Below are 12,096 nucleotides of genomic sequence, written 5' to 3' on the forward strand. Positions count from 1 at the left end.
CGTCGACGAGTAGGACGGGCCTGCGCCCGCCCGCCGGACGACCGCGGACCTCACATCCCCTGGGCCTGCCGCGCTGCCTCTGCTCGGACGCAGTACCGGCCGTGTCTCTCCGACAGCTCCCGATCACCGAGCGCGGAGGCCGCCGAGACCGAGAGCCGGAAGACCTCGGGCCAGTACCGCCAGTTGACCCACATCCGGGAGAACGGCTGCAGCGCCTCGACGGTGCGCACGATCGCGGAGTGGTCGCCCATCGCGAAGGCCAGCCGCAGCGCGCCGAGCCAGTTCTCGCCCTCGACCTCCAGCCAGCGCTGCGCGGAGACCGGCTCGTAGAACACGGTCTGCGGATCGGACTGGTCGTCCTCGGCCTGGCGGGAGGGCTGGAACCAGCCGGCGGCGCCACGGGCCGTCGCGAGGAGCCAGGAGACGAGCCGCCGGCGGGCTGCCTCGACGTCCGCGTGACTGTCCTCGGCCATCAGCTGTTCCTGCGCGAACAGCCGGATGAGGTCGTGGAACCCGGCGCGTTGGTCGGTGACCGACATGAGCAGGCCGAGCTCGACGAGATCGTCGAGGCGCTTGCCGACCTCGTGTGCCGGCAGCTCGGTCAGCACGGAGGCCACGGCGACTCCCGCGTCAGGGCCGGGGACCAGTGCGAGCCGCCGGAACACGAGCCGGGTGGTCGGGTCGAGCTGGCCGTAGGACACGGAGAAGGCGGTGCGGATCTGCAGGTCCCCCGCGGACAGGTGGTCGAGCCGGCTCTCCTCGTCGGCCAGCAGGCGAGCCATCGTCTCGATGGTCCAGCCGGGCCTGCTGAGCAGGCGGTTGCCTGCGATCCGCAGTGCGAGTGGATAGTTGCCGCACAGCCGGGCGACCCACCGCTCGAGCTCGGGTTCAGGGCGCGCGGTGGCGTCGGGCTCGATGACGGCGCGCAGCATCGCGGCGGCGTCCGCGTCGCTGAGCGGACAGAGCGCGAGGCGCCGGGCGCGGTCGAGCCCACCGAGCTTCCGCCTGCTCGTGATGAGCGCCACGGTCCCGCCCGGGTCGGGCAGCAACCCCCGCACCTGGGCCTCGTCCGCCGCGTTGTCGAGGAGCAGCAGCATCTTCCGTTCGCGCAGGGTGCGCCGCAGGAGCTGGCCGCGGTCGGTGGGGTGCGCGGGGATGCGGTCGACGTCGACGCCGACCGCGCGCATCAGGCGCAACTGCACCACGTAGGGGTCGAGTGGTTCGCTGTCGCTGCCGCGCAGGTCGCAGAACAGCCGCCCGTCGGGGAACTCGGTGCGCGAGGCGTAGGCGCTGCGCACCGCCAGCGCCGTCTTGCCGATGCCGGCCGCCCCGGCGATCACGACCGGAGCCGAACGGCCGCGGAGGGCCGTGGTGACGACGGCGAGCGCAGCGGCGCGCCCGGTGAAGTCCGGGATGTCCGGGGGCAGCTCACACAACGGGGCCGGCGCGGGCCGGGCGCGACCTCCCCTGGCGGCGCCCAGCAGCAGCTTCCGCTCGTCGTCGGGAACGCCGAGCGCGGTGGCGAGGGCCGCCACCGTGCGCGCGTGGGGTTTCCTGCTGTGCCCCCGTTCCATGTCGCTGAGCGCCCGCACGCTCACACCGGAACGCACCGAGAGATCTTCGAGGGTCAGACCGGCGTTGTGGCGGAAGGTCCGCACGAGCTCTCCGAGATCGGACGGCTCCGGCATGGCCACTCCCTCCGGTTCGGCTGTGACCGCGTGTCGGCAAGGACGCGAGACCGACAGTAGTCCGCGCATCCCGGTCGAGCGGCGGATGTCACGGCCCTCGCCGGGTCCCCACGCCGCCGCGATGTGGTCAGGTGGCGCGGCGGGAGCGCAGGCGGGCCTGGGTGTAGACGGCGGCGGCGACCAGGATGAGGAAGCCCTGGAAGAAGTACTGCCAGGACTGGCCGAGGTCGAGGAACGTCGTCGCGTTGAGCACCTGCTGGATCAGGGCCGCGCCCAGCAGCGTGCCGATGAACGAGCCGCGCCCGCCCAGCAGGCTCGCCCCGCCCAGCACCACCGCGGTGATGCTGGACAGCGTGTAGCTCACGCCCTGGGTGGCGTCGCCGACCCCGATCTGGGCCATCAGCAGGAGCGCGCCCAGGAAGGTGAGCAGGCCCGCGACGACGTAGGCCAGCACGTGCGCGCGGTTCACCTTCACCCCGAGCCGGCGGGCCGAGTCCTCGTGCGAGCCGACCGCACGCAGGCCGCGCCCCCACGGCGTGAGCCGCAGGGCCAGTTCCAGGCCGACGGCCACCACGACGGCGGCGATGAACGCCAGTGGCACGGAGCCGGTGGTGGCGGTGATCAGATCGGTGATCCCCGTGCTGATGAACCCGGCCTGGAACGGGCGCAGCAGCAACGACACGCCCTGCAACCCGATGTAGAGGGTGAGCGTGGCGGCCACCGACGTGAACCCGCCGTAGCGCACCAGCACGCCGTTGAGCAGCCCGCTCGCCGCGGCCACCACGATCATGATCACCAACGCCAGGACGATCGTGCCCGCGGTCGCACCGTCGACGAGGAAGAAGGACGCGATCACCACCAGGAGCCCGGCCAGCGGCCCGAGGGAGAGGTCGATGCCGCCGGTCATGATCACCACCGTCTGCCCCATGGAGATGAAGGCCAGGGCGCTGAGCAGGGCGAGCACCGAGGACACGTTGAACGGCGCGAGGTAGCGCGTGTTGTGCGCGAACGTGTAGGCCCCGAGCGCGAGGATGACCAGCGCCAGGACGACGCTCGGCGCGTAGTCGCCCTTGGCCAGGCGCCGCAGCCGCGAACCGCCCCCGCTCTCCGCGGCGGGTCCGGACTCCTGCCTGCGCAGGGTGACGGCGCCGACCACCGTGCTGGTGATGTTCTCCTCGGTGACCTCGTCCCCGTCGAGCTCGCCGACCACGTGTCCCCGGGAGAAGACGACCACCCGGTCGCACAGGCCCTCCAGCTCCTTGGCGTCGGAGGAGACCACGACGACCGGCACGCCGGACGCGGCCACGTCCCGCATGATCTGGTAGATCTCCGCCCGCGCCCCGACGTCCACGCCCTGCGTCGGCTCGTCGGCCAGCAGGATCTTCGGACCGGCCAGCAGAGCGCGGGCCAGCACCACCTTCTGCTGGTTGCCGCCGGAGAGCGCCATGACGTCGGTGTCGATGGAGGCCGTCTTCACCGCCAGCCTGCGCACCTCCTCGTCCACGGCGGCCCGCTCCCGCACGCGGTCCACCACACCGGCGGTGGCCAGCGCCGGCAGCGCGCTCACGGCTGCGTTCTCCCGCACCGACATGGTCGTCATGAGGGCCTCGGCGTGCCGGTCGGCCGGCATGTAGGCCGTGGCGTCGACGAGAGCACGTCCCGCGATCGGCCGCCCGTCGAGGGTGATGCGCCCGGTGCTGCGCACCAGCCCGGCGAGCGCGCGCAGGAACTCGCTCTGCCCGTTGCCGACGATGCCGGCCAGGCCGACGATCTCCCCGCGCCGCACGCTCATCGAGGCGTCGTGGAACCCCTCCCCCGACAGTCCCGTCACATCCAGCACCTCGGGGGCGTCGTCCGAGGGCGGGTGCTTGGCCGGGAAGGCCGCGGCGAGCTCGCGGCCGATGATCATCCGCAGCAACGCGTCGTCGTCGATGTCGGCGACGCGGCTGGTGCCCCGGACGCTGCCGTCGCGCAGCACGGTCACCTCGTCGGCGATGCGGCGGACCTCGGCCATGCGGTGGGTGATGTAGACGACCGCGCAGCCGCGGGCCGTCGCCTTCCTGACCTGCTCGAACAGCATCTCCGTCTGGTCCGCGCCCAGCGGCGCCGTCGGCTCGTCCAGGATCAGCACCTTCGGCTCCAGCGCCACCGCCTTGGCCACCTCCAGCAACTGCTTCTGAGCCACCCCGAGCCCGTCCACCCGGTCGTGCAGCCGCACGGTCGAGCCGACGGTGCGCAGGAGATCGGCCATCCACGCCCGGGTGCTCCCACCCGTGGACATCCGTCCCGCCGGCACCGCCACCCGGATGTTCTCCGCCACCGTCATGTCGGGCAGGACGGCCGGGTGCTGGTGCACGATCGCGATGCCCAGCCGCGTGGCGGCGTCGGCGGTCAGGACCGGCACCTGCTCGCCGTCGACGCTGATGTCGCCGTGGTCGGGCTGCACCGAACCCGAGGCCACCCCCATCAGCGTCGACTTGCCCGCGCCGTTCTCGCCGAGCAGCGCGTGCACCCGGCCGGGGAGCACATCGAGCGAGACGTCGGTGAGCGCGCGTACCGCTCCGTAGGTCTTGGTGACCCCGGCCAGGCTCAGGGCCGGGGTGGTGGTCCGGGTCGTCGCCGGCATGTCCGCTCCTCGCTGTCGGGGTTACTGGAGTGCGGCGATCTGGTCGGCCGCGCTGAGGCTGCTGGACACGAAGGCGTCCATCGGCAGCGCTGCGTCGCAGGTGACCGGATGTGGCATCCCGGAGAGGGAGTCCTCGAACGCGCTCTGCGGGTACACGGTCGACTGCGGTATGACGCCGCCACTGGCCCGCGCCACCGCGTTGTCGACGGCCAGGCGGGGCATCGCGTTCTGTGAGGAGACCGTGAACAGCGGGAACTCGTGCCCGGCGTCCTTCTGCTGCTGCCAGTCGCAGGCCAGCTGGTTGGCGTCCTCGGTGGCGATCGCCGGGATCTGGCGGCCGGCCTGCGCAAAGGCCGGGAACGAGCTCGCGAGTGCCGAGCCGAAGTCGGTGGTGATCGCATCGATCTCCGGGTACTTCGCCAGCGCCGCCGTGATCACCTGCTGGGTCTGTGCGGCGTCCCAGTTCGTCACCTCGTACGGGGTGTTGCCGACGAAGTGGATGTCCGGGTACGTCGCCAGCACGCTCTGCATGCCCTGGTACTCCGCGAGGCTCTGCGAGTTCGCGGACGGGCCGCCCAGGTTGAGCACGTTCCCCTTGCCGTGCAGGGCCTTCACCAGCCACTGCGCCCAGAGCACCCCGACCTGCCGGAAGTCGGTGCTGACGAAGGCGTCGTAGTCGGTGCCGGGCCGCCCGCCCGGGCTGATCCGGTACGGCACGGTGATCACGCCCGCGCGGTACGCGCTGCGCAGGGCGGGCAGCATCGCCTGCCCCGCGTCCGGGAAGACCACCAGTGCCTGGGCGCCCTTCGCCACCAGCCCCTGGATGTCGGAGACCGCCTTCTGGGTGTTGCTCTGGCCGTCGGTGTAGGAGAAGGAGGTCACGCTCGGGCACTTCGCGATCTCGGCCTTGGTCTCGCCGAGGGCGACCTTGCGCCAGTTGTTGCCGCCGAAGCCGTCGGCGAGCGCGAACGAGACCGGGTTCGGCCCGCACCACGACGGCACGTCGGCGTTGAGCGGACGGCCCGGGACGGCCGGGGCCGGGTGGTGGCCGGTCGTGTTGATCGAGCACGCGGCCAGGGTCAGGGCCAGCACGCCCAGGCAGGCCACCGCCGTTCGCCGCACGATCTGGGTGGGCATGGGGATCTTCCTCGATCTCGGGAGGCCGTGGTCAGGCCACGGCGCTGCGGGGACGCCCGCGGCGCAGCCGGGCACGGACGGCGGGCCAGTCGATCGTGTAGATCGCCACCCCGGCGGCCAGCGCCAGCGCCTGGACGATGTTGCCGGTGGCGGGGTTGACGCCGAGGGTGAGCACGAGCTGGTTGAGCTGGGAGAGGAACAGCGCGGCGACCACACTGGCGACGGCACTGCCCTTGCCGCCGAGCAGCGACGTGCCGCCGAGCACCACCGCGGCAACCGACGGCAGGAGCTGGGAGTCGCCCTGGAAGGCGCTGGGCGTGGTCACGATCCCGGCGAGCAGGATGCCGGCGACCGTGTAGAGCAGCGATGCCCACACGTAGGCCGCGAGCTGGTGGCGCTTGACGCGCAGGCCGGCGAGGCCGGCTGCCACCGGGTTGTCGCCGACCGCCTCGAAACGGCGCCCCGCCACCGACCGCTTGACCAGGAAGCCGGTCCCGGCGGTGAGCAAGGCCGCGAACCAGACCGCGTGCGGCAGCCCGAGCAGGGCCCCGGTCGCGATCGTGCGCATCGCGTCGGTGGTGCTGGTCGGCGAGCCGCCGGAGACCCCCAGCACCACCGCGTAGAGCAGCGCGTTCGTGCCGAGGGACGTCACGATCGCGGGCATGCCCAACCGGCTGACCACCAGCCCGTTGAGCAGGCCTGCCAGCAGTCCGGCCAGGAGCGCCAGCAGCACCGCCGGCAGCAGCTTCCCGCTGTCGCCGTCGGGGACGTGCGTCACCAGGACCACCGCCAGTGAGACGGTGCCCGGCACCGAGAGGTCGATGCCGGCCTGCTGCACCACCAGGGTCTGGCCCAGCGCGATGACGGCCAGCACCGCGGCGAACGGCAGCATTCCCTGCAGCGAGCTGCGGCTGAGGCTGTCCGGCTGGGCGACCAGACTGACCAGGAACAGCAGGATCGTCGCGCCCAGGATCGTGACCAGGCCGCGGGAGGCACGGCCCGACCGCAGCAGCCCGCCGATGCCGCCGGTCACCGCCGACGGTCCGGCGATGGGCGAGGGATCGGCTGCGGTGGCCGGCATGCGGTCCTTTGCCGTATCGCTCATGTTCTCAGCGCCACGGGTCCACCAGGATCTTCCCGGTGGCCCGGCGATCGACGAGGGCGTCCAGACCCTCGGGCACCAGCGCGTCCAGGCCGATGACCCGCTCCAGCAGGTGCTCGGCGATGCCGTCGGCCGTCAGCAGGCGCAGTGCGGCCGGGATGTCCTCACCGCACACGTGCGCGACGGTGCTGCGCAGGTCGACCTCGCGCAGGATCACGTCGGCGAGGTCGAGGTCCTGCGGGCCGTGGGCGAGCCCGACCAGCAGCACCCGGCCGCCCCGGGCGGTCATCCGCACGGCCCGTTGCGCAGCGCCGGACACCCCGCTGGCCTCGATCACGAGCGGAGCACCCTCGCCGCCGGTCAGATCGCGCACGAGATCCACCGGGTCGCGCGTGGAGACGTCGTAGGTCTCGGTCGCGCCGAGCGCGCGAGCCGTGGCCAGCCGGGCGTCGTCCACGTCGAGCGCGATGATCCGTCCCGGCCGGCTCCCGGTGAGCCCGCAGAGGATGAACGAGCCGATCGCACCCGCACCGACCAGCACCACCGTCTCGCCCGGTGCCACATCTGCCCGGCGGGCGGCGTGCAGGCCCACCGCGAGCGGCTGAGCGAGCCCGGCGGCGTCGTCCGGGCACGCGTCCGGAATCGGTACGCAGGTCGACGCGGGCACCGCCGCGTACCCGGCGAGACCGCCGTCGGCGCTGAGACCGAGCGTCCAGTAGCGGGCACAGAGGTTGGTCCGGCCGGCGAGGCACCATGAGCAGTCACCGCAGGACACGCCGGCGCCGGTCGCGACACGGCGCCCGGCGAGGTACGCGGCGTCTTCCCCGTGCTCGACCACCTCGCCGATGAACTCGTGGCCGAGCACCATCGGCCCCAGATGCCCGCTGGCCGGGTGCCGGCGGAGCACCGGGAACATGCCCGGGCCGTGCTGGTACTCGCCGGCATCGGTGCCGCAGATGCCCGAGCGCGTGACCCGGACCAGCACCTGGCGCGGGCCGGCGACCGGCACCGCGCGCTCCTCGATCCGCACGTCCCCGGCGCCGTGGTAGACGGCGGCGCGCATGGTCGCAGCGGCCATCACGCCTGCTCCATCGTGATGTGCACCTTCACCTGGTCACGGTCGGTCCGGGCCAGCTCCACGGCCTTGTCGGCCTCAGCCAGCGGCACGCACGTGGTGACGAGCGGAGAGAGGTCGACACCGGTGCGGGCCAGGAACCGCAGCGTCTGTGGCCAGACCCCCGGCGAGCCGATGGTGCCGCGCACCTGCAGCTCCTTCGACTGGATCAACCCGAGTCGCGCCGGAGCCGACCCGCCGACGTCGATGCCGACGTTCACCAGCCGGGCCCGGAACGCGGCGATCTCCAGGGCCGCGGCCATCGCGCTCGGCTTCCCGCTGGCCTCGATCACCACGTCCGCGCCGCGACCGCCGGTGTGCTCCATGACGTCGTCCACGAACCCGTCCGCCGTCGGGTCCAGGCACACCTCGGCCCCGAGCCGCCGCGCCAGGTCGGCCCGGTCCGCATTCGGCTCCGCCACGATCACCCGCGCGCGACGGCCGACGGCCGCGGCCACCACGCCGAGGCCGATCGGGCCCGCTCCCAGCACCGCGACCGTGTCGCTCGCGTCGAGATCACCTGCCCGGCGCGTGGCGTGGTACCCGCAGCTGAACGGCTCCACCAGCGCGCCCTGCGTCCAGCTCATGGAGTCCGGCAGGCGGTGCAGCCACTCCGGGCGCGCCACGAAGTACTCGGCGGCGGCGCCGCTGATGCTGAACCCGAAGTGGTCGGCCCCGATCACGCACTCGCCGACCACCCGGTCGTGCTCCCGGAAACCGGTGACGGCCGAGCCGGCCGCCACGATCTCGCCGGCCCATTCGTGCCCCGGGATCAACGGGTACGTGAAGGGGATGATGTAGCGGCCCTCGAGCAGCTCGATGTCGGAGTGGCAGACGCCCACGGTTCTCGCGGCCACCAGCACCTCGTCCGGGCCGATCTCCGGCACGGGGATCTCCTCGACGCGAGCGGCGGAGTCGCCGACGAATCGCAAGGCCTTCATGTGTTCTCCAGTCCGTGCCCCGGTGCCCGCGGCACAAGGTGTTTCACGAGTCGACCCGGACCAGCAGCTTCTGGGCGTCACCGGCCGGGTCCAGCAGGCGCTCGAAGCCCCGGGCGACGATGTCGTCCACGCCGATCACCTCTGTCAGCACCTTCTCCACCGGCAACCTGCCGGTCGCGATGAGCGCGGTGATCCGGGGGAAGTCGTGCACGGGGTAGCACCAGGTGCCGATCAGCGAGAGGTCCCGGTTGGACAGTGCCATCGGGTCGATCGTCGCCGGTGCGACGTGCAGCCCGACCTGCGTGGCCGTGCCGTGCGCGCGCAGGCTCGCCAGCGCGACGCTCAGCCCGCCCTGCGAGCCGGAGCACTCGGCGGCGACGTCCACCCCGATCCCGCCGGTGAGCTCACGCACCGCGTCCGGCACGTCGTCGGCGAGCGGGTCGAGCACGACGGCCACACCGAGGGCCTCGATCAGCGCCCGGCGCCTCGCGTTCGGCTCGCTGACGATGACCGTCGAGGCACCGCCGGCGTGCGCGTACAGCGTGGCCAGCGCGCCGATCGGTCCGGCGCCGGTGACGAGGACCGTGTCACCGGCGCGGAACCCGGTGCGGTCCACGCCGTACGCGGCCACCGCGGTCGGTTCCACCAGCGCGCCCTGGATGTCACTGACCGAGCCGGGGAGCGGACAGACCTGGTGGCCGGGAACCACCACCTGCTCACTGATCCCGCCGCCCTGCCAGCTGAGCCCCGTGCACGCCATCGTCGTGCAGAGGTGGTTCAGCCCGCGCAGGCAGTAGTAGCACTGTCCACAGTAGATCAGCGGCATCACGGCGGCGCGGTCGCCGGCGCGGACCCCGGTGACGTCACCGCCGACCTCCAGCACCTCGCCGGAGAACTCGTGACCGAGCACCTGCGGGGCGGCCGCGCCCGTCAGCGGGTGCGGGGCGGTCGGGATGACGATCGGACCGGCCGCGTACTCGTGCAGGTCCGTGCCGCAGATTCCGGAGAGGTAGGGCCGCAGGCGCACCTCTCGCGGACCGAGCGGGCCCGGTTCGGCGACCTCCTCGACCCGGACGTCGTTCTTGCCGTGGTAGACGGCGGCTCGCATCGTCAACTCCTGTGTTGGCGGGTCCGTCAAGGTGTTCAGCACGATGTGCGTCAGCAGTGAACATCTCTCCCCCGGCCGCGTCAAGCACTCTCCGGACACCTGCGTCGGAAGCGCCATATGCGCAGTTCGGGACACCGCGCGCTGACGACGCCGGCCTGACCGCTGTTCACTGACGCCAAACGCCGCCACGCACCCCTCATTGCAGCAAAGCCACTTTCACGCAACGTCGTTGCGTGAAAGTGGCTTTGCTGCAACACCGGGCGGGCGGGCGTCAGCCCAGCGGCGGGATGATCCGCTCCGCGCGCAGGCGCTCGAACAGGTCGAGGAAGGACCGGCGGGTGTCCTGGACGACGGTGAAGCCGAAGGACCGGCTCTTGGTCATGTCCGCGAAGGTCTCGGTCTCCCGGCCCAGGTCGCCGTCGGTGTGCCACCAGGATGCGAGCTCCTCCAGCTTGGTGGGCACCAGGCCGTGCTTCTCCACGATGCGGTCCCACACCGGGCCCGCGGCGGCGAGCCGGTCGGCCAGCGGCTGGGCGTGGCCGGGGTACTGCGCCGGCGGCACGCCCAGGCCGTCGGCCAGCACGGGCCACAGCTGCCGCCAGCGGAACACGTCGCCGTTCACGGCGTTGAACGCCTGGTTCCAGGCCTCGGGCGTGCTCGCGGCCCACACCAGTTGCTTGGCCAGCAGCCGGGCGTCGGTGACGTCGGTGACCCCGTTGAACTGCTCGGGCGAGCCGGGGAAGACGAAGGGCTCCCCGGTCTCGCGGCTCAACGCCCCGTACACGGCCAGGGTCACGCCCATGTTCATCGCGTTGCCCAGCGCCCACCCGATCAAGGTGTGGGGACGGTGGACGGACCAGGTGAAGCCGCTGCGCTCGGCGGCCTCGAACAGGACGTCCTCCTGCGCGTAGTAGAAGTTCTGGTTGGGCAGCCGCGGCTGTTCCTCGCGGAACGGGGTCTCCATCGGCGTCCGCGCGTACGCCTCGAACGGGCCGAGGTAGTGCTTGAGGCCGGTCACCAGTGCGACGTGCGCGAGGCCGCCGGTCTCACCGAGCGGCTCGAGCAGGTTGGTCATCATGGCCGCGTTGACCTCGCAGTTCTCTGCTTCGGTCGCCCGCCGCTGCCAGGTGCAGTAGAAGACGTGGGACGGCCGCAGATCGGCCACCGCCCGCCGCGTGGCGGCGGAGTCCAGCAGGTCCGCGGCCACCGGCCGGATCCCCGGTTCCGGCACCGTTCCGCTGCGGGAGAGCCCGTGCACCTCCCACCCCTCGGCGAGCAGTTGCCGGGCGGTGTTGTTGCCCGAGATCCCGGTGACTCCGACCACGAGTGCGCGCTTGCTGTCCACCACGTTGCGAGTCCGCCTTCCGGTGAGTGTGACAAGGGTTCGACGCGGCGGCGGAACAGCAGGTGCCACCGCGTCTGTCCAGTATCTCTGAACACACGCACTGGGCGCGTCGCAGTGACGGTTTTCATCAGGCCGGGTGTTCTAATATGCTGAACGATCGGTTGGTCCCCGACCTGCCGATTCCCCGATCAGAGGTGCGTCCGTGACAGCGACCAGCGGTTCCCCGGCAGCCTCCGATGCGCCGCGCCGGCAGCGGTCGGGCGGCGAGGGCGCCGACCGGCACGACATCGCCGGAGTGGGCGCACAGCTGCGGGCCAGGCGGCTCGCCGCCGGCCTGTCGTTGCGTCAGTTCGCGCGCGATCTCGGGGTCTCCGCCTCGCTCGTGTCGCAGATCGAGAACGGCAAGTCCCGCCCGTCGGTCGCCACGCTGTACGCGATCTGCAACGCGCTCGACCTCTCGCTCGACGAACTGTTCAGCAGCGCCGGCGCGGCGGAGCCGCCCCGGTCCGACGCTGCGTCCGGGCCCGCCGGTGACCACGCCACGCACAGCTACCACGGCGCATTCGCCAAGCTGAACGAACCGGGCCCGAACGTCTCGAGCCCGGTGGTACGGCCGACCGACCGCCGCAGGCTCGTGCTGGACTCCGGGGTCACCTGGGACCAGCTCTCGGCCGCCCAGGACTTCGGCGTGGACTTTCTGCGCGTGCGCTACGAGGTGGGCGGCAGCTCGGTTCCCGGCGAGCAGCTCACCCGGCACTCCGGCGCCGAGTACGGGTACATCATCAGCGGCACGCTGGACGTCTCGCTCGGGTTCGACACCTACCGGGTCGGGCCCGGCGACGCGATCTCGTTCGACTCCTCCACCCCCCACCGGCTCACCAACAACGGTGACGTCCCGGTCGAGGCCGTCTGGTTCGTCCACGGCCGCAACCAGACGGGGTACTGAGGTACCGCCTGCGCGAGGCGCCTGCGCGGTGCTGTTGACACGCCGCCGACGGCCCGTTCATTATCGGTGAACACCGCTGTTAACGAGCG

9 protein-coding genes are annotated in these 12,096 nt (G+C 72.2%); 1 reads left to right on the forward strand and 8 read right to left on the reverse strand.

Annotation, left to right across the window (positions count from 1 at the left end):
- Nucleotides 1-50: 50 nt before the first annotated feature.
- From HF577_RS06650 to HF577_RS06685, 8 genes are all read right to left on the reverse strand, one after another.
- Entirely contained in the window at nucleotides 51-1,688 is a 1,638-nt protein-coding gene (locus tag HF577_RS06650) for a helix-turn-helix domain-containing protein (RefSeq protein ID WP_169394853.1), read from the reverse strand.
- 127 nt (nucleotides 1,689-1,815) lie between these two features.
- Entirely contained in the window at nucleotides 1,816-4,314 is a 2,499-nt protein-coding gene (locus tag HF577_RS06655; RefSeq protein WP_169394854.1) for an ATP-binding cassette domain-containing protein, read from the reverse strand.
- A 21-nt stretch (nucleotides 4,315-4,335) separates the two neighbouring features.
- Nucleotides 4,336-5,451, reverse strand: a complete 1,116-nt coding sequence (locus HF577_RS06660; RefSeq protein ID WP_169394855.1) for a substrate-binding domain-containing protein — start codon at nucleotides 5,449-5,451, stop codon at nucleotides 4,336-4,338.
- A 31-nt stretch (nucleotides 5,452-5,482) separates the two neighbouring features.
- Nucleotides 5,483-6,556, reverse strand: a complete 1,074-nt coding sequence (locus HF577_RS06665; RefSeq protein WP_211173884.1) for an ABC transporter permease — start codon at nucleotides 6,554-6,556, stop codon at nucleotides 5,483-5,485.
- A 4-nt stretch (nucleotides 6,557-6,560) separates the two neighbouring features.
- Complete coding sequence (locus tag HF577_RS06670; protein ID WP_211173885.1) at nucleotides 6,561-7,631, reverse strand: zinc-dependent alcohol dehydrogenase; 1,071 nt, start codon at nucleotides 7,629-7,631, stop codon at nucleotides 6,561-6,563.
- Nucleotides 7,631-8,608 carry a zinc-dependent alcohol dehydrogenase gene (locus tag HF577_RS06675; protein WP_169394856.1) on the reverse strand — a complete coding sequence of 326 codons (978 nt, stop codon included), beginning with the start codon at nucleotides 8,606-8,608 and terminating at the stop codon, nucleotides 7,631-7,633. The genes HF577_RS06670 and HF577_RS06675 overlap by 1 nt, the downstream gene beginning before the upstream one ends.
- 43 nt (nucleotides 8,609-8,651) lie before the next feature.
- Nucleotides 8,652-9,716 carry a 2,3-butanediol dehydrogenase gene (locus tag HF577_RS06680; RefSeq protein ID WP_169394857.1) on the reverse strand — a complete coding sequence of 355 codons (1,065 nt, stop codon included), beginning with the start codon at nucleotides 9,714-9,716 and terminating at the stop codon, nucleotides 8,652-8,654.
- A gap of 271 nt (nucleotides 9,717-9,987) precedes the next feature.
- Nucleotides 9,988-11,064 (reverse strand): SDR family oxidoreductase, encoded by a 1,077-nt coding sequence (locus HF577_RS06685; protein WP_312858976.1) that lies wholly within the window; start codon nucleotides 11,062-11,064, stop codon nucleotides 9,988-9,990.
- Between the two features lie 199 nt (nucleotides 11,065-11,263).
- Here HF577_RS06685 and HF577_RS06690 point away from each other — a divergent pair, with 199 nt between their 5' ends.
- Entirely contained in the window at nucleotides 11,264-12,007 is a 744-nt protein-coding gene (locus HF577_RS06690; RefSeq protein WP_211173886.1) for a helix-turn-helix domain-containing protein, read from the forward strand.
- Nucleotides 12,008-12,096: the final 89 nt, after the last annotated feature.

The organism is Pseudonocardia xinjiangensis, from assembly GCF_012911925.1.
Taxonomy (GTDB): domain Bacteria; phylum Actinomycetota; class Actinomycetes; order Mycobacteriales; family Pseudonocardiaceae; genus Pseudonocardia; species Pseudonocardia xinjiangensis.